Annotated in this window: 13 protein-coding genes and 1 pseudogene; 8 read left to right on the plus strand and 6 right to left on the minus strand. The window is 72.2% G+C overall.

Translation table 11 applies throughout. The features are described from left to right. Positions 1-64 precede the first annotated feature (64 nt). Positions 65-724: pseudogene (locus AC5K6T_RS03935) on the plus strand (pirin family protein); the annotation flags it as partial. Between the two features lie 279 nt (positions 725-1,003). Next, positions 1,004-3,301: an MMPL family transporter gene (locus AC5K6T_RS03940; protein ID WP_493205646.1), complete on the plus strand. Its 2,298-nt coding sequence runs from the start codon at positions 1,004-1,006 to the stop codon at positions 3,299-3,301. Here the strand turns inward: AC5K6T_RS03940 and AC5K6T_RS03945 are convergent. Further along, complete coding sequence (locus AC5K6T_RS03945; protein ID WP_493205648.1) at positions 3,267-4,109, minus strand: serine hydrolase domain-containing protein; 843 nt, start codon at positions 4,107-4,109, stop codon at positions 3,267-3,269. The two genes, AC5K6T_RS03940 and AC5K6T_RS03945, sit on opposite strands and share 35 nt — an antisense overlap. A gap of 165 nt (positions 4,110-4,274) precedes the next feature. Here AC5K6T_RS03945 and AC5K6T_RS03950 point away from each other — a divergent pair, with 165 nt between their 5' ends. Further along, a complete protein-coding gene (locus AC5K6T_RS03950) occupies positions 4,275-4,769 on the plus strand; it encodes a MerR family transcriptional regulator (RefSeq protein WP_493205650.1) in 495 nt (164 codons plus the stop codon). Between the two features lie 314 nt (positions 4,770-5,083). Here AC5K6T_RS03950 and AC5K6T_RS03955 read toward each other — a convergent pair whose 3' ends face one another. Genes AC5K6T_RS03955 through AC5K6T_RS03965 form a run of 3 tightly spaced genes read right to left on the minus strand, consistent with a single transcriptional unit; the run spans position 5,084 to position 7,936 of the window. Further along, a complete protein-coding gene (locus AC5K6T_RS03955; RefSeq protein WP_493207321.1) occupies positions 5,084-5,941 on the minus strand; it encodes a DUF4429 domain-containing protein in 858 nt (285 codons plus the stop codon). Between the two features lie 57 nt (positions 5,942-5,998). After that, the gene (locus tag AC5K6T_RS03960) at positions 5,999-7,216 is read right to left on the minus strand and encodes an alpha/beta hydrolase (RefSeq protein ID WP_493205652.1); all 1,218 of its coding nucleotides are present in this window, start codon (positions 7,214-7,216) and stop codon (positions 5,999-6,001) included. Positions 7,217-7,270: 54 nt separating this feature from the next. Beyond that, positions 7,271-7,936 (minus strand): TetR family transcriptional regulator, encoded by a 666-nt coding sequence (locus AC5K6T_RS03965; protein WP_493205654.1) that lies wholly within the window; start codon positions 7,934-7,936, stop codon positions 7,271-7,273. A 65-nt stretch (positions 7,937-8,001) separates the two neighbouring features. On the opposite strand from AC5K6T_RS03965, the gene AC5K6T_RS03970 reads away from it, so the two are divergent. Next, a complete protein-coding gene (locus AC5K6T_RS03970; RefSeq protein ID WP_493205656.1) occupies positions 8,002-9,618 on the plus strand; it encodes an MFS transporter in 1,617 nt (538 codons plus the stop codon). Between the two features lie 592 nt (positions 9,619-10,210). Here AC5K6T_RS03970 and AC5K6T_RS03975 read toward each other — a convergent pair. Together AC5K6T_RS03975 and aceE are read right to left on the minus strand one after the other, a co-directional pair. Beyond that, the gene (locus tag AC5K6T_RS03975; RefSeq protein WP_493205657.1) at positions 10,211-11,008 is read right to left on the minus strand and encodes a potassium channel family protein; all 798 of its coding nucleotides are present in this window, start codon (positions 11,006-11,008) and stop codon (positions 10,211-10,213) included. Between the two features lie 142 nt (positions 11,009-11,150). Next, complete coding sequence (gene aceE, locus AC5K6T_RS03980) at positions 11,151-13,898, minus strand: pyruvate dehydrogenase (acetyl-transferring), homodimeric type (RefSeq protein ID WP_493205659.1); 2,748 nt, start codon at positions 13,896-13,898, stop codon at positions 11,151-11,153. A gap of 404 nt (positions 13,899-14,302) precedes the next feature. On the opposite strand from aceE, the gene AC5K6T_RS03985 reads away from it, so the two are divergent. From AC5K6T_RS03985 to AC5K6T_RS04000, 4 genes are all read left to right on the plus strand, one after another. Continuing rightward, on the plus strand, positions 14,303-14,734 hold the full coding sequence (locus AC5K6T_RS03985) for a DUF3052 domain-containing protein (RefSeq protein WP_493205661.1): 432 nt from the start codon (positions 14,303-14,305) through the stop codon (positions 14,732-14,734). A gap of 659 nt (positions 14,735-15,393) precedes the next feature. Then, a complete protein-coding gene (locus AC5K6T_RS03990; RefSeq protein ID WP_493205663.1) occupies positions 15,394-15,852 on the plus strand; it encodes a peroxiredoxin in 459 nt (152 codons plus the stop codon). A gap of 112 nt (positions 15,853-15,964) precedes the next feature. Continuing rightward, positions 15,965-16,540 carry a TerD family protein gene (locus tag AC5K6T_RS03995; protein WP_493205664.1) on the plus strand — a complete coding sequence of 192 codons (576 nt, stop codon included), beginning with the start codon at positions 15,965-15,967 and terminating at the stop codon, positions 16,538-16,540. 131 nt (positions 16,541-16,671) lie between these two features. Then, entirely contained in the window at positions 16,672-17,247 is a 576-nt protein-coding gene (locus AC5K6T_RS04000) for a TerD family protein (protein ID WP_493205666.1), read from the plus strand. Positions 17,248-17,292 lie beyond the last annotated feature (45 nt).

A 17,292-nucleotide genomic window follows, 5' to 3' on the forward strand; every position in this document is an offset into this window, starting at 1 on the left:
ATGCGCTACGGGGGGCCTGCGGGGGCCCCGGGGCGGTCCCGCGAGGGGCTACCGTGGGTCCGTGATGGACGTACGGCGCGCCGCGGAGCGCTACCCGGGCGGGGAGCCGGAGGCCGGGATCGCGACCCGGCACGCGTTCTCCTTCGGCCCGCACTACGACCCCGGCAACCTCCGCTTCGGGGCGCTGGTCGCCTGCAACGAGGAGCGGCTCGCCCCCGGCGCCGGCTTCACCGAGCATCCGCACAGCCACACCGAGCTGGTCACCTGGGTCGTGGCGGGCGAGCTGACGCACCGCGACTCCACCGGGCGGGAGACACGGGTGCGTCCGGGCGACGTGCAGCACCTCAGCGCGGCCGCCGGTGTGCGCCACGTCGAGCGCAACGACGGCGCCACCCCGCTGACGTTCCTTCAGATGTGGCTGGCGCCCCTCGACCCCGGCGGTGAGCCGGCCTACCGCACCGTGACCGGCATCGCCGACTCCACCCCGTACGCCGTCCCCGAGGCCGGCGCCCTGCTGCACGTGCGGCGGCTGGCCCCGGGCGAGCGCACGGCCGTCCCCGGCACGCCGTACCTGTACGTCCATGTCGTGCGCGGCGAGGCGGAGATCCTGGACGGTGACGCCGGGGCGGTGCTCGGCGCGGGGGACTCGGCGCGGATCACCGGCGCCGACGGCGTCACCGCGACCGCGGTGACCTCCGCGGAGCTGCTGCTCTGGGAGATGGCGGAGTCCGCAGGACCGGACTCCGGCTCCGCGGGCTCCGGTCCCGCGGGCTCCGGTCCCGCGGGCTCCGGCTCCGCGGGCTCCGGTCCCGCCGACTCCGGCTCCGCGGACCCCGGTCCCGCCTGACCGCCGGAGGCCGGAGGGCCGGAGGGCTGCGGGCCGCCCCGGCCGCGGGTGTCCCCCGCACGGCGGGATCACGGCGGGTTTGAGATGCCGCCGGGCCGCCCCCGGCGTCTACTGGGAGAGCCCGGAACACCCGCCCGACAGGGGAGAAGCCAGCGTATGGTGAGCCGCGACGGTGCAGAGGGAGGGGAGCAGGCAGCCGGCGGGGGAGAGGCCAAGGCCTCGGCCGGCCGACTGCGCAGGCTCGGAGAGTGGTGCGCGCGCCGCTTCGTCGTCGTCATCGTCGCCTGGGTCGTGGCCCTGGGTGTCGTCCAGACCCTCAACCACCTCTACGGCGGCACCTACTCCGACAACTTCTCCCTCTCCGACACGCAGTCCCAGGAAGGCCTGGACGTCCTCAAGCAGCACGACCCGCAGGCCGGCGGCTACAGCAGCCAGATCGTCCTCCACGACGACCAGGCCCTGACCGGTCTCGCCTCCCAGATCTCGGGGACCGTCACCGACCTGGAGAAGCTGCCGCACGTCCTCGGCGTGCAGAACCCCCTGGACGTCCCCTCCACCCAGGTCGGGCCGGTGTCCTCCGACGGGCAGACCGCCTACATCACGGTCCGCTTCGACAAGCAGCCCAACACCCTCGGCGACTCCTACCTCGACGGCGTCGACGACGCCGTCCAGCCGCTGAAGGACGCCGGGGCCGAGGTCGAGTACGGCGGCGGGCTCGGTGAGCTGGCCCGGCCCGCACCCAACGACCGGCTCAGCGAGGCCATCGGCTTCGGCGTCGCCGTCGTCGTCCTGCTGATCGGCTTCGGCAGCGTGATCGCCGCCGGACTGCCCCTGGTCTCCGCGCTGGTCGGCGTGGTCGGCGGCCTGGCCTGCCTCGGGCTGATCGCCACCGCCTTCGTCTTCGCCACCGTGTCCCCGACCCTCGCCACGATGATCGGCCTCGGCGTCGGCATCGACTACGCCCTGTTCCTGCTCACCCGGCACCGGCAGAACCTCATCGACGGCGCCGACCCGGTGCGCGCCGCCGGGCACGCCACCGCCACCAGCGGCCGCGCCGTCCTCGTCTCCGGCACCACCGTGATCGTCGCCCTCTTCGGCCTGTACGCCTCCGGCGTGACCTTCATCGGCAAACTCGGTCTCGCCGCCGCGGTCACCGTCGTCTCCGCGGTGCTCGCCGCACTCACCCTGCTGCCCGCCCTGCTCGGCCTGATCGGCAGGAACGTCGACCGCTGGGCGGTGCGCCGGCCGGTCGCCGAGACCGGGGCCGCACCCGGCGAGGCGGCCCGGGGCACCTGGCACCGCTACGCCCAGCGCGTGGAGCGCAGACCGCTGCGCTTCCTGTCCGCCGGAGTCGCCGTCATCGCGGTCCTCGCGATCCCGGTCTTCACCATCGAGCTGGGCCACATCGGCGACGGCGCCGACCCGACGTCCTTCACCGACCGGCGCGCCTACGACCTGATGACCGACGCCTTCGGAGCGGGCTCCAACGGGCCCCTGACCATCGTCATCGACCAGTCCGCGGTGCCCTCCGCGCAGCGCTCCGACCTCGCCTCGCACGCCCAGCAGACGCTGAACGACGTGTCCGGCGCCGCGTTCGTCACCCCGCTCACCCCGACCCAGGACGGCGACGTCCTGCTCGGCACCGTCTACTCGACGGTGTCCCCGCAGAACCCCGACACCACCGACCTGGTCAACCGGCTCGCCGACGACACGCTGCCCGAGGCGGTCTCCGGCACCGACGCCCGCGGCTACGTCACCGGCACCACGGCCGGCCAGGTCGACTTCCGCAACATCGTCGCCGAACGGCTGCCGCTCATCATCGGCGTGGTGGTGGCGCTGGCCTTCCTGATCGTGCTCGCGGTCTTCCGCGGTCCGCTCGTCGCGTTGAAGGCGGCGATCCTCAACGTGCTGTCCATCACCGCCTCCTACGGTGTGGTGGTCGCCGTCTTCCAGTGGGGCTGGGGCGGACCCGCGCTCGGCGTGCACGGCAAGGTGCCCATCGAGAGCTATGTGCCGATGATGATGTTCGCCATCATCTTCGGCCTCAGCATGGACTACGAGATCTTCCTGCTCTCCCGGGTGCACGAGTTCTGGCTGCGCACCGGGGACGCCAAGGGTGCCGTGGCCCACGCGCTGGAGATCACCGCCCGGGTCATCACCTGCGCGGCCCTGATCATGGTGAGCGTCTTCGCCGCGTTCATCATCACCGACAACATCGTGGTCAAGATGCTGGGCCTCGGCCTCGCCGTCAGCGTGCTCATCGACGCCACCGTGGTCCGGCTGCTGATGGTGCCCGCCGTGATGACCCTGCTGGGCCGGCACGCCTGGTGGACGCCGCGGTGGCTGGACCGCATCCTGCCGCACATCGACACCGAGGGCGAGGGCGAACTCCTCACCACCGGGCCGGGACCGTCCGGCGCTACCGGCCAAGCTCCGCCAGGACCGCGTCGGTGAACACCGGCCACGCCTCGACGGCCCACGGCCCGAACGCCCGGTCCGTCAGGGCGACGCAGGCCGCGCCCGCGCCGCCGCCCGCCACCGGGGCGTCCGGGTCGATCCACAGGAACGTGCCCGACTGGCCGAAGTGACCGAACGTCCGCGGCGAGGACGAGGCACCCGTCCAGTGCGGGGACTTGCCGTCGCGGATCTCGAAACCGAGGCCCCAGTCGTTGGGGTTCTGGTGCCCGTAGCCCGGCAGCACGCCCTTGGTGCCCGGGTACTGCACGGTCATCGCCGCGGCCACGGTACGCGGGTCCAGCAGCCGCGGCGCCTGCACCTCGGCCGCGAACCGCAGCAGGTCCTCGACGGTGGAGACGCCGTCCTTGGCGCAGGAGCCCTCCAGCGACGTGCCGGTCATCCCCAGCGGCTCCAGCACCGCCTGCCGCAGGTACTCGGCGAACGGGATGTCCGTGGCTTTCGCGATGTGGTCGCCGAGTTCCTCGAACCCGGCGTTCGAGTACAGCCGTCGTTCGCCCGGCGCGGCCGTCGCCCGGTGCTCGTCGAAGGCCAGCCCCGAGGTGTGCGCCAGCAGATGACGCACCGTCGCCCCGGCGGGCCCGGCCGGCTCGTCCAGGTCGATCGCACCCTCCTCGTACGCCACCAGCGCGGCATAGGCGGCGAGCGGCTTGGTGACCGAGGCCAGCGGCAGGCGCAGCCCGACCGGACCGTGCACCCCCAGGACGGTGCCGTCGGCACGGACGACACCCGCCGCGGCGGTGGGAACCGGCCAGTTCTCGATCAGCGCGAGGCTCTTCAGCGACATGTGCCCGAGCCTATGCGCCCGCCGCCCGCGCCTGCATCAAGGGGCCCGGCACCCGGGACGCCGTACGGCGGCGGCACCTCCGGTGGGGATTCACGCCCACGGGACGGCGACCCCTTGCGCGATCCGCTTGCCTGGAGCGCACTCGAAGGTCATAGCGTGGTCACCATGACGGTGACGCACACCACGGCCGTGACCACCGAACCGGCATCCCGGACGGACACCTGCGCCGAGCCGCCCCGGCACCCCCGCCCCGACGGCGCGGACGGCTACACCATCAGCGAGGTGGCCGCCCTCACCGGCCTCACCGCGCACACCCTGCGCTGGTACGAGCGGATCGGCCTGATGCCCCACGTCGACCGCTCCCACACCGGCCAGCGCTGCTACACCAACCGCGATCTCGACTGGCTCGACCTCGTCGGAAAGCTACGGCTGACCGGCATGCCCGTCGCCGACATGGTGCGCTACGCCGAACTGGTCCGGCAGGGCCCCGGAACCTACCCCGAACGCCGCGCACTGCTGGAGTCCACCCGACGGGACGTGCTCTCCCGGATCGCCGAGCTGCGCGAGACGCTCAGCGTCCTGGACCGCAAGATCGGCATCTACGCCGGCGCGGCGGCCCCGGCCGGAGAGGACACCTCAGCCCTGGACGCCGGGCACTGAGCGGGCGGGCGAGGTCCGCCGCGGACCGGCGGCGCGCTCGACGGGGCGCGGGAAGCCGCGCGGCCGACGACGACGGCGCCGCGCCGCGGCCGGCCGACGTCCCGCCGCGGCACGTGCGGCGGAGAGCCCGGAGGCTGAGAAGCACCGGAAGCACCGGAAGCACCGGAGGCACCGGAAGCACCGGAGGCACCGGAGGCACCGGAGGCACCGGAGGCACCGGAAGGCCGGAACCCAGAGCCCGGAAGCCCGGAAGCCCGGAAGCCCGGAAGCCCGGAGCCCGGAGCCCGGAAGCCCGGAGCCCGGCGCCCGGAGACTCAGAGCTCGGCGAGGAGTTCGGCCTTCTTCTCGGAGAACTCCTCGTCGGTGACCAGGCCGGCCTGGTGCAGCTCGCCCAGGTGCCGGATGCGCTCGGCGATGTCGGCGGGGTTGCGCCGGGGTGCGGCCGCCACCGCGGCGACGGGCCCCTTCTCCCGCACCGCCGCCAGCACCGCCGCCGCGAACGGCAGCGACTCGTGCACCGGCCCGTAGCCCAGCCCGAACACCACCGCCGCCGGGTCCTGGTCGGCCTGCGGTGCCTGCCCCTCGTCGCGGGTCAGCAGCCGCAGATGCCCCTCGAACACCTCCGGCGACCGCCATTCCACGCCGCTCAGCTCGTCGACCGTGAAACTCTGGTCCCCGGCCTTCCACTTGGCGGAGGACGCCCCGGTCCAGAACCAGCGGAACTGCACCGTGGAGCCGTCGAAGGTGGCCTTGCCGTCGTAGGCCTTGAACTGCAGCGGAGCCTCGGGCGGCGCCACCAGGAAGCGGTCGGCGGCCTCGCCGCGGTCACCGTCCAGCCCGGCCCGCAGCTCGTCGGCGTAGTACTCCGCCAGCACCTCGCGCTCGGCGGGCAGCACCAGCCGGTAGGGGTCGCTGCCCTCCTTCAGCTGGCCGGCGGCGGCCTCCAGCAGCGGATCGGCACCGGGCCGCAACTCGGCCCTCAGCACCACCGTGCCCCGCCGACCCGGCGTCAGCGACACCCCGCGCAGCGCCGCCAGCGGCACCCGCCGCTCCCGGAGCGTCTGGAACAGCCTGGGCGTCCGAATCCCCCGTTCGTAGCGGATGAGCACGGAGTCGGACTCGAACTCCCAGGCGGCATGAAATCCGGCCAGTACGTCACCCATGCGGCTCATCGTATGCGGCACGAGCTCCTCCGTCCCCTTCCCGCGCACACCGCGGTTCTTCCGCCGCTACGCGCGTCCGGCCGTCGCGGCGCCGGACAAACCCGCCCGGCACGCGCCGGATTCGTCGGCGCAGTCCACCGATCGGTATGCGCCGGTGCCGATCCCGGCGAAGTTCCTGAGGCTGTCCGTGCCCGGCACGAAGTAGCCGGCGTGCCCCCGGGCGTCCCGGGCCGACAGCACCCGCGCCCCGAACGCGTCGGACATCGGGTCGGCGCCGTGGCCGAGACCGCCGAGCTCCAGATGGGGCACGCCCTCGATCCAGTCGTCGGCGTCGCGCATCGCCCACACCCGGGCCGGGGTGCCGAGCCCGGAGACCGTCGCGGCACGCATGCCGGGGCTCCCCGCCACCGCTATGTCGGCCACCCGCGCGGGCAGCGCACGCGCCGCCACCCCGCACAGCACGGACCCGTAGCTGTGGCAGAACAGCGACACCGGCGCCGCCCCGGGCAGCGCCCGCAGCAGTGCCGTCAGCCGCACGGCCCCCGCCTCGGCGCGCGACGCGGTCGCCGCGTCCATGCCGAGTCCGCCGGGGGCGGTGTAGTCGGCCCAGGCGATCACGGCGGTGGACGTCGCCGGGTCCGCCGCGCGCTCCGCGTCGTACAGGGCGCCCGCCATCCCGGCCGGAGCCGAGTAGCGGCCGCGGGTGCGCTGGAAGGTGAGCAGGTCGGTGCCCACGCCGGGCACGACCACCGAGACCCGCTCGGCGCGCCCCAGGTCGCCCAGCACCTCGGCGACCCGTCCGCTGCCCGCCGGGTCGAAGGCCAGGATCTGCCGCCCCGGCTCCATCAGGGACTCGAACCGGTGCATCCGGCGGCCGGCCAGACGCTGCCCCTCGGGGGTGAGCCGCCCGTCGTGCATCCGGGCCAGCTCCGCCTCGCGCGCCTCGCCGAGCGCGATGCGGTTGGCCCGGTAGCGCAGAGCGGCCGGGGCGCCGTTCATGTTGCCGACGGCGAGCGGGTAGCGGCGGGCGAGCAGGGCCTGCTGGCCGTCGGTGAGCGCGGCGAAGAACCGGGACAGCAGGGCGGGGGAGGCCGGCAGCTCCGGCAGCCGGTGCCCGCCGACACTCCCGCCCTCCCACGCCGACCGCGAGGCCGTCAGCTCGGAGCCGGCGCGATGGCCGCGCAGCGCGGTCCAGCCGCTGGTCGTCAGCATCACGAACACCACGGCCAGGGCGAGCAGCATGCGCCAGACGTTGAGTTGCGGGGAGGTGTCGAAGGAAGTCACTGGGAGGACACACTAGGAGAACGGCGCGGTCTCGCGTGAACCGAGTGACGCGGATCACGTTTCGTGACGGGTGTCTCCGTCGCGGGATCCGCTCCGGGCCGGCCGGCCGGTGCCCGCGAGGGCCGGTCCCACCTGGTCGAGGTACGCGGCGGTCAGCTCACGGATCGCCGCCACGCTCAGATCCTCCCGTGCGCTCCACTGCCGCTCGGCCATCCGCATCACCCCGCCGAAGGCGGCCACCGCCACCCGCGGCCGCGGATCGGCGTCCACGTCGAGGCCCTCGCGCTCGGCGACCAGCCGCGCGAACCGCTCCTCGGTGTCGGCGGAGCGCCGCAGATGCGCGGCGAGCAGCACCGGCGTCGACTCCATCACCTGGTACATCCGCAGATACAGCTCCAGCGGTACGACGGACTCGATGACCTCGCTGATGGTGTCCCAGCCCTCCAGTACGGCCCGGCGCAGCGCCTCCAGCGGAGGCTCGTGCGGCGGCCGGGCGCGGACCGCCCGGTAGAAGTGCTCCTCGGCCAGCCGTGCGACCGCCAGGGCGGCGTCCTCCTTGCCGTCGAAGTAGCGGAAGAACGTACGCGGCGACACCTCCACGGCCTCGGCGATCTCGTCGACGGTGGTCCGGTCGTACCCCTGTGAGGTGAACAGTTCGAGCGCGGCCCGCACCAGGGCCTCGCGGGTGCGCTGCTTCTTGCGGTCGCGCAGGGTTTCCATACGTGTCAGTTACCGACTAGTGAAATCCTTTGTCAACTGTCAGTCCCTGACACTAGCCTCGGAGCATGACGAGTCAGACCACCATCGACACGAAGGGCCCGGGGGACGGCGCACCGCTCCCACCGGACCCGGCACCGGTACGGGGCCTGCGCGGGCACCCGTGGTTCACCCTGCTCACCGTCGCCGTCGGCGTGATGATGGTGGCCCTGGACGGCACCATCGTGGCCATCGCCAACCCGGCGATCCAGAAGGACCTGGGGGCCAGCTTCGCCGACGTCCAGTGGATCACCAACGGCTACTTCCTCGCCCTCGCGGTCACCCTGATCACCGCGGGCAAACTCGGCGACCGCTTCGGTCACCGCCAGACCTTCCTGATAGGCGTCACCGGCTTCGCCGCCGCCTCCGGCGCGATCGGCCTGTCCTCCTCGATCGCCGCGGTCGTCACCTTCCGCGTCCTGCAGGGACTGTTCGGCGCGTTGCTCATGCCGGCCGCGCTCGGCCTGCTGCGGGCCACCTTCCCCGCCGAGAAGCTGAACATGGCGATCGGCATCTGGGGCATGGTCATCGGCGCCTCCACCGCGGGCGGCCCGATCCTCGGCGGCGTGCTGGTCGAGCACGTCAACTGGCAGTCCGTGTTCTTCATCAACGTCCCCGTCGGCGTCCTCGCGCTCGCCCTGGGCGCGCTGATCCTCCTCGACCACCGCGCCGAGAACGCCCCCCGCTCCTTCGACCTGCTCGGCATCGCCCTGCTGTCCGGCGCGATGTTCTGCCTGGTCTGGGCGCTGATCAAGGCTCCCGAGTGGGGCTGGGGGGACGGCCTGACCTGGACCTTCATCGGGGTGTCGCTGCTCGGCTTCGCCGTGTTCGCGCTGTGGGAGCTACGCGTGCGCGAGCCGCTGATCCCGCTCACCCTGTTCCGCTCGGTGCCGCTGTCCGCGGGCGTGGTGCTGATGGTCATGATGGCCATCGCGTTCATGGGCGGCCTGTTCTTCGTGACGTTCTACCTCCAGAACGTCCACGGCATGAGCCCCGTCGACGCCGGCCTGCACCTGCTGCCGCTGACCGGCATGATGATCGTCGGCTCCCCGCTGGCCGGTGCCCTGATCACCAGGCTGGGCCCGCGCGTCCCCCTCGCCGGCGGCATGATCCTCACCGCGACCGCCATGTTCGGCATGTCGACCCTGGAGACCGACACCGGCAGCGCCCTGATGTCCCTGTGGTTCGCGCTGCTCGGGCTGGGCCTCGCCCCGGTCATGGTCGGCGCGACCGAGGTCATCGTCGGCAACGCCCCGCTGGAGCTGTCCGGAGTGGCCGGCGGCCTCCAGCAGGCCGCCATGCAGATCGGCGGTTCCCTCGGCACCGCCGTCCTCGGCGCCGTCATGGCCTCCAAGGTCGACCGCGACCTGGCCGGCAACTGGGCCGGTGCGGGTCTGCCCCGGCTCGGCCCCGACCAGCTCGACCAGGCCTCCGAGGCGGTCCGCGTCGGCGTGGCCCCCGTCGCACCGGGCACCCCCGAGCAGATCGCCGCGAAGATCACCGACGTGGCGCACGAGACCTTCATGTCGGGCATGTCGCTCGCCTCCCTCGTCGCCGCCGCGGTCGCCGCCGTGGCCGTCCTCGTCGCCCTCCTCACCAAGCGGGGCGCCAACGCCGAAGCCGGTCCGGGCGCAGCCCACATCTGACCCACCCCTTCGGCGGCGCCCACCCGGGACGCCGCCGAAGGCCTCTGCCGAGGGCGACCCGAGCCACCCGTACCGCGGCACGCGCCGCGGCCGGCCCACCCGGGGGCGCGGGGAACCGCGCGAAGAGCGACCACGACGCGTCACCCGGGGGACGGCGGTTCCCCCTGGTCAGGGGCGCGGGGAACTGCGCGAAAAGGGACGACGGCGTGTCACTCGGGGGACGGCGGTTCCGTCTGGTCAGGGGCGCGGGGAACTGCGCGAAAAGGGACGACGGCGTGTCACTCGGGGGACGGCGGTTCCGCCTTCCGGGGGCGCGGGGAACTGCGCGAGGAGCGACCACGGTGTGTCACTCGGGAGACGGCGGTTCCGTCTGGTCAGGGGCGCGGGGAACTGCGCGAAAAGGGACGACGGTGTGTCACTCGGGGGACGGCGGTTCCCCCTTCCGGGGGCGCGGGGAACTGCGCGAGGAGCGACGACGGTGTGTCACCCGGGGGACGGCGGTTCCGTCTGGTCAGGGGCGCGGGGAACTGCGCGACAGGCCACGACGCGGCCGCACTCCCGCAGCTCAGGACACCCCGGCGGAGCCCTGCGCTCACCCCGGCCCCGCATCCTCCGCAGGAGCCGGCACCCGGGCCCCCGCGAACGAGCCCCCCTCCCCGGACCTCGCGGCCCCCGACAGGGAAGCCACCTCGGCCCGCAGCAACCGCACCTCCTCCGTCAGCAGGGCGATCGCCTCCGTCTGCCGCCGCTCCTCGGCGTCCTCCCGGTCGAACCGGGCGATGAACCACGCCGCGATGTTCGCCGTGACGACACCCAGCAGCGCGATCCCGGACAGCATCAGCCCCACCGCGAGGACCCGCCCCATCCCGGTGGTCGGCGAGTGGTCCCCGTACCCCACGGTCGTCATCGTCGTGAACGACCACCACACCGCGTCACCCAGCGTCCGGATGTTCCCGTCCGGCGCGTCCCGCTCGACGGACAGCACGGCCAGCGAGCCGAACATCAGCAGCCCCACCACCGAGCCCGCCACGTACGTGGTCAGCCGGATCTGCGAGGCCATCCGCGCCCGCTGCCCGACCAGCAGCAGCGTGGAGACCATCCGCAGCAGCCGCAGCGGCTGTATCAACGGCAGCAGCACCGCGCACAGGTCCAGCCAGTGCCGCCGTATGAAGGACCGCCGGTCCCGCACCAGGCTCAGCCGCACCGCGTAGTCCACCGCGAAGGCGCCCCACACCACCCACTCGGTGATCGCGCACGCCCAGGTGATCGTGCCGCTCGCGGAGGTCGCCACGATCGGCACCGCGTAGGCGACCGCGAAGAGGACGGCCAGCGCCAGCAGGGGCCGCTGCGTGTGCTGCTCCCAGCGGACCAGCGCGGTTCGTTCCTTCATGCCCAGCATCGTAGGGGCGCCCGCGGCACCGGCAGGGCCCCCGCACGTGTGCGACGGCCCACGCCGTTGCCGCGACCCCGGCGCCGGGCCCGCGACGGGGTCGCGGGCCGGGCCGGGCCGGGCCCGGCGCCGGGCCCGCGGCCTACGCGTCGCCGCCCGCCGCGCCCGGGTCCGCCGCACTCACGTCGAGCAGCTGGTACCGGTCGACCGCCTGCTTCAGCGCCGACCGGTCCACCTTGCCCTCCCGCGCCAGCTCCGTCAGCACGGCCACCACCACCGACTGTGCGTCGATGTGGAAGAACCGGCGCGCCGCACCGCGGGTGTCCGCGAAGCCGAAGCCGTCCGCGCCCAGCGACTGGTACGTCCCCGGCACCCACCGTGCGATCTGGTCCGGCACGGACCGCATCCAGTCCGACACCGCCACGAACGGTCCCTGCGCCCCGGACAGCTTGCGCGTCACGTACGGCACGCGCTGCTCCTCCTCCGGGTGCAGCAGGTTGTGCTCCTCACACGCCACGGCGTCCCGCCGCAGCTCGTTCCACGAGGTCGCCGACCACACGTCGGCCCGTACGTTCCACTCCTCGGCCAGGATCCGCTGCGCCTGAAGCGCCCAGGGCACCGCCACCCCGGAGGCCATGATCTGCGCCGGGATCGAGCCGGAGGTGCCCTCGGCGACACGGTGGACGCCCCTGAGGATGCCCTCGACGTCCACGCCCTCGGGCTCCGCCGGGTGCTGGATGGGCTCGTTGTAGACGGTGAGGTAGTAGAAGACGTCCTCGCCGTGCGGGTGCTCCTCGCTGCCGCCGTACATCCGGCGCAGGCCGTCCTGCACGATGTGCGCGATCTCGTACCCGAACGCGGGATCGTAGGCCACGCATCCCGGGTTGGTGGAGGCGAGCAGCTGCGAGTGCCCGTCGGCGTGCTGGAGACCCTCCCCGGTCAGCGTGGTGCGTCCCGCGGTCGCGCCCAGCACGAAGCCGCGCGCCAGCTGGTCGGCCATCTGCCAGAACTGGTCGCCGGTGCGCTGGAAACCGAACATCGAGTAGAAGACGTAGACCGGGATGAGCGGCTCGCCGTGGGTGGCGTAGGCGGAGCCCGCCGCGATCAGCGAGGCCGTGCAGCCCGCCTCCGAGATGCCGTCGTGCAGCATCTGCCCGGTCGGCGACTCCTTGTAGGCGAGCAGCAGGTCCCGGTCCACCGCCTCGTACTGCTGGCCCAACGGGTTGTAGATCTTCGCACTCGGGAAGAACGAGTCCATGCCGAACGTGCGGTACTCGTCCGGCGCGATCAGCACGAACCGCCTGCCGATCTCCTTGTCCCGCATAAGGTCCTTCAGCAGCCGCACAAACGCCATGGTCGTGGCGATGGACTGCTGCCCGGAACCCTTCTTCACGGTCGCGTACGTCTTGTCGTCCGGCAGTGGCAGCGGCTTCGAGCGCACCACCCGGGTCGGGACGTAACCGCCGAGCGACTGACGGCGGTCGTGCATGTACTGCATCTCCTCGGTGTCCCGGCCGGGGTGGTAGTACGGCGGGGGACCGCTCTCCAGGTCCTTGTCGGAGATCGGCAGGTGCAGCCGGTCGCGGAAGCGCTTGAGGTCGTCGACCGTCAGCTTCTTCATCTGGTGGGTGGCGTTGCGGCCCTCGAAGTTCGGGCCCAGAGTCCAGCCCTTGACCGTCTTGGCGAGGATCACCGTCGGCTGGCCCTTGTGCGCCTTGGCCGCGGAGAACGCCGCGAAGATCTTCTTGTGGTCGTGGCCGCCGCGGCCCAGGTGCAGGATCTGGTCGTCGGTCATGTCCTGGACCATCGCGCGCAGCCGGTGGTCGTCGCCGAAGAAGTGCTCGCGGATGTACGCGCCGGACTCGGTGGCGTAGGTCTGGAACTGCCCGTCCGGCGTGGTGTTCATCCGGTTGACCAGGATGCCGTCGCGGTCCTGGGCGAGCAGCGGGTCCCAGGAGCGGTCCCAGATCAGCTTGATCACGTTCCAGCCGGCGCCCCGGAAGACCGACTCCAGCTCCTGGATGACCTTGCCGTTGCCGCGCACCGGGCCGTCCAGGCGCTGGAGGTTGCAGTTCACGACGAAGGTGAGGTTGTCCAGGCCCTCGCGCGCGGCGATGGTGAGCTGACCGAGCGACTCGGGCTCGTCCATCTCGCCGTCACCGAGGAACGCCCACACGTGCGACCTGGACGTGTCGGCGATGCCGCGCGCGTCCATGTAGCGGTTCATGCGGGCCTGGTAGATCGCGCCGATCGGGCCGAGGCCCATCGAGACGGTGGGGAACTCCCAGAAGTCCGGCATCAGCCGCGGGTGCGGGTAGGAGGACAGACCGTACGGTGCCTTCGACTTCTCCTGGCGGAACGCGTCCAGGTTCTCCTCGCCGAGCCGGTCGAGCAGGTACGCGCGTGCGTAGATGCCGGGGGAGGCATGGCCCTGGAAGAAGACCTGGTCGCCGCCGTCGCCCTCGTCCTTGCCCCGGAAGAAGTGGTTGAAGCCGACGTCGTAGAGGGAGGCGGAGGAGGCGAACGTGGCGATGTGACCGCCCACGCCGATGCCGGGGCGCTGGGCGCGGGAGACCATCACGGCCGCGTTCCAGCGGGTGGCGTTGAGGATGCGGCGCTCGATCTCCTCGTTCCCGGGGAAGAACGGCTCGTCCTTGGTGGCGATGGTGTTGACGTAGTCCGTGCTGCGCATCTCGGGCACGGCCACGCGCTTCTCGCGGGCCCGCTCGATCAGGCGCAGCATGAGGTAGCGGGCCCGCTCGCGGCCGCGCTCGTCGATGGCGGCGTCCAGGGAGTCGAGCCACTCCCGGGTTTCCTCGGGATCGAAGTCAGGAACCTGACTCGGGAGGCCGCCAATGATGATCGGATTGCGATCGGATCCGGGAGCCACGCTGTTCCTTACCTTTCGGAGGGCCGTATGCCGGTCTGCCGGGCTACCCGCCGGAGCGGGTTCCGGTCCGCCTGCACCGCTCCCCATCGTGTACCTAGGGGCGGCAATCGTCATCTCTACCGTGAGGTAACCGGCGAGCACGGCATGTCGGTGGAATCACGTTCGAGTCTGGTACCCGCAGACGGTTCCCAAACGCCCAAAGGGGGCAGAAAGGTGTGGTGTGTGTCACCTTTGATCACGAGAGGGTGACGGGAGTTGCGGTGACACGGCCAGGATCGTCACCGTTTCGGCGGTCTCGACGGCCGGGTACTTGCGCGATCCGCCCGGCCCGTGTGGACTACGGCCAATGCCTCGCGCACGCGCGTGGCTGAGTTATTTCCCAAGACATGATCAGGAGGCAAGCCGTGAGCGCGACCGCGGACCACGCGGAGACGAACCTGGCCGTGAGGCTGGGTTTCCAGCCCGACCAGGTGGTCCAGGAGATCGGCTACGACGAGGACGTCGATCAGGAGCTCCGTGAGGCCATCGAGAAGGCCACCGGTACCGAGCTCGTCGACGAGGACTACGACGACGTGGCCGACGCCGTGGTGCTCTGGTTCCGCGAGGACGACGGGGACCTGACCGACGCGCTGGTGGACGCCATCGCCTACATGGAAGAGGGCGGGCAGATCCTGCTCCTGACGCCGAAGACCGGCCGCGACGGATACGTCGAGCCGAGCGACATCGGCGAGGCCGCGACCACCGCCGGGCTGACCCAGAGCAAGAGCATCAACGCCGGCCAGGACTGGAACGCCAGCCGCCTGGTCACGCCGAAGTCGGCGGCCAAGAAGCGCTGAGCCCGGTCTCGTCGTGAACCGGGGGACGGGCCGAGCCTGCCTCGGCCCGTCCGCCATCCGGCCCCCCCGCCTGCACGCCCAGGGGTGAGGCGCCCGTGCGGGCGCACGCGCGGCGATTCGCCCCGTGTCCGCCCCGGGCCTCCTGCGCCCTCCTGGGCCCGCCCGGGCCTCCTCGGCCCGCCCCGGAGTTCCCTGCGTCTTCCCGGGTCCTGCGTCTTCCCGGGTCCTGTGTCCTTCCGCCCTGCGCCCACCCGGCCGGTGTGCCGGCCCCTGCCGGTCAGTCATCGGCCTGTCGGTCCCGCCCCGGGCCTGCCGGACCCGGGCGCACCTGCCGGCTCCCGTGCCGCCGCGCCCGCCGGGGCCCGGTCCCGTCGAGCGTGCCCTGCGGCCGCCCCGCGTCCCCCGGCCGCGTGTGCCCCCGGCCCCCGCGAACCCCGGCCCGCCAGGCCCTCCCGGTCCGCCGCACGCTCCCGGCCCGGCCGGCAGGGACGACCGCAGGCCCTGCCGGCCGGTTCTCTGCGACGGTCCTGCCCGACGGTCCCGGCCGTCCCGGCCGGTGCCGGCCGGGTCCGCCCGCTGCCCGGCCCCTGCGCCGGCCCGGCCGCTTCGCCTCGTAGGCTGGCCTCCACCCGAACAGCTACCGAAGGGAACCGCCCGAGATGGCCATCCAGGTCGGCGAGAAGGCACCGGACTTCGAGCTCAAGGACAACCACGGCCGCACCGTGAGGCTCTCCGAGTTCCGCGGCGACAAGAACGTCGTCGTGCTCTTCTACCCGTTCGCCTTCACCGGCGTGTGCACCGGCGAGCTGTGCGAGGTGCGGGACAACCTGCCGCGCTTCGCCGACCGCGACACCCAGGTGCTCGCCGTCTCCAACGACTCCATCCACACCCTGCGCGTGTTCGCCGAGCAGGAGAGCCTGGAGTACCCCCTGCTCAGCGACTTCTGGCCGCACGGCGAGGTCAGCCGCGCCTACGGCGTCTTCGACGAGGACAAGGGCTGCGCGGTGCGCGGCACCTTCGTCATCGACAAGGAAGGCGTGGTCCGCTGGACCGTCGTCAACGGTCTCCCCGACGCCCGTGACCTGGACCAGTACGTCTCCGCGCTCGACACCCTCTGATTCTTCGGCCCCGCACCTGCGCAGGTCGGGAACCCGTCACTAGGATCGAGTCGTTTGATCCGATACCGACGCACGACGGGGCACCGCGCCCCTGGACACCAATGGAGGAGTCGTGGGAGTCAGCCTCAGCAAGGGCGGCAACGTATCGCTGACCAAGGAGGCCCCCGGCCTCACCGCGGTCATCGTCGGTCTGGGGTGGGACGTGCGCACCACGACCGGCACCGACTTCGACCTCGACGCCAGCGCGCTGCTGCTGAACAACACCGGCAAGGTCATCAGCGACCAGCACTTCATCTTCTTCAACAACCTCAAGAGCCCGGACGGCTCGGTCGAGCACACCGGCGACAACCTCACCGGTGAGGGCGAGGGCGACGACGAGCAGATCAAGATCGACCTGGCGGGCGTCCCGGCCGACGTGGAGAAGGTCGTCTTCCCGGTCTCCATCTACGACGCCGAGAACCGCCAGCAGTCCTTCGGCCAGGTCCGCAACGCGTTCATCCGCGTGGTGAACCAGGCCGGCGGCTCCGAGATCGCCCGCTACGACCTGAGCGAGGACGCCTCCACCGAGACCGCCATGGTCTTCGGCGAGCTCTACCGGCACGGCGCGGAGTGGAAGTTCCGCGCCATCGGCCAGGGCTACGCCTCGGGCCTGCGCGGCATCGCGCAGGACTTCGGCGTCAACGTCTGAGCCGTTCGTTCGAGGTCTCCGTCCGGCGCCGCACCGCTCGTGTGCGGCGCCGGACGCGCAGGACAGACACCGCGGCACCGGCTGCCGCGGCGTCCGGCACCACAGCATCAACACGGGGAGGGATCAGCAACATGGGCGTCACGCTCGCCAAGGGAGGAAACGTCTCCCTGTCCAAGGCCGCACCGAACCTCACGCAGGTGATGATCGGGCTCGGCTGGGACGCGCGCTCCACCACCGGAGCCCCCTTCGACCTCGACGCCAGCGCCCTGATGTGCAGCGGCGGCCGGGTGCTCGGGGACGAGTGGTTCGTCTTCTACAACCAGCTCACCAGCCCGGACGGCTCGGTGCGGCACACCGGCGACAATCTCACCGGCGAGGGTGACGGCGACGACGAGTCCCTCATCATCGACCTGTACCAGGTCCCCGCCCAGTGCGACAAGATCGTCTTCCCGGTCTCCATCCACCTGGCCGACGAGCGAGGCCAGGCCTTCGGCCAGGTCAGCAACGCGTTCATCCGTGTCGTCAACCAGGCCGACGGCGCCGAGCTCGCCCGCTACGACCTGAGCGAGGACGCCTCCACCGAGACCGCGATGATCTTCGGCGAGCTCTACCGCTACCAGGGCGAATGGAAGTTCCGGGCCGTGGGGCAGGGGTACGCGTCCGGCCTGCGGGGCATCGCTCTAGACTTCGGAGTCAACGTTTCGTAAAGCCGAGTGCGGTGCGGGGGTGGAACACCCTCAAGCTTCGCTTGG

Source organism: Streptomyces sp. B8-7, from assembly GCF_058833805.1.

Coding starts and splice junctions, on each gene's coding strand:
- AC5K6T_RS03940 (WP_493205646.1), top strand. CDS start 1,004: ATGGTGAGCCGCGACGGTGCAGAGGGAGGGGAGCAGGCAGCCGGCGGG.
- AC5K6T_RS03945 (WP_493205648.1), bottom strand. CDS start 4,109: ATGTCGCTGAAGAGCCTCGCGCTGATCGAGAACTGGCCGGTTCCCACC.
- AC5K6T_RS03950 (WP_493205650.1), top strand. CDS start 4,275: ATGACGGTGACGCACACCACGGCCGTGACCACCGAACCGGCATCCCGG.
- AC5K6T_RS03955 (WP_493207321.1), bottom strand. CDS start 5,941: ATGAGCCGCATGGGTGACGTACTGGCCGGATTTCATGCCGCCTGGGAG.
- AC5K6T_RS03965 (WP_493205654.1), bottom strand. CDS start 7,936: ATGGAAACCCTGCGCGACCGCAAGAAGCAGCGCACCCGCGAGGCCCTG.
- AC5K6T_RS03970 (WP_493205656.1), top strand. CDS start 8,002: ATGACGAGTCAGACCACCATCGACACGAAGGGCCCGGGGGACGGCGCA.
- AC5K6T_RS03975 (WP_493205657.1), bottom strand. CDS start 11,008: ATGAAGGAACGAACCGCGCTGGTCCGCTGGGAGCAGCACACGCAGCGG.
- AC5K6T_RS03990 (WP_493205663.1), top strand. CDS start 15,394: ATGGCCATCCAGGTCGGCGAGAAGGCACCGGACTTCGAGCTCAAGGAC.
- AC5K6T_RS04000 (WP_493205666.1), top strand. CDS start 16,672: ATGGGCGTCACGCTCGCCAAGGGAGGAAACGTCTCCCTGTCCAAGGCC.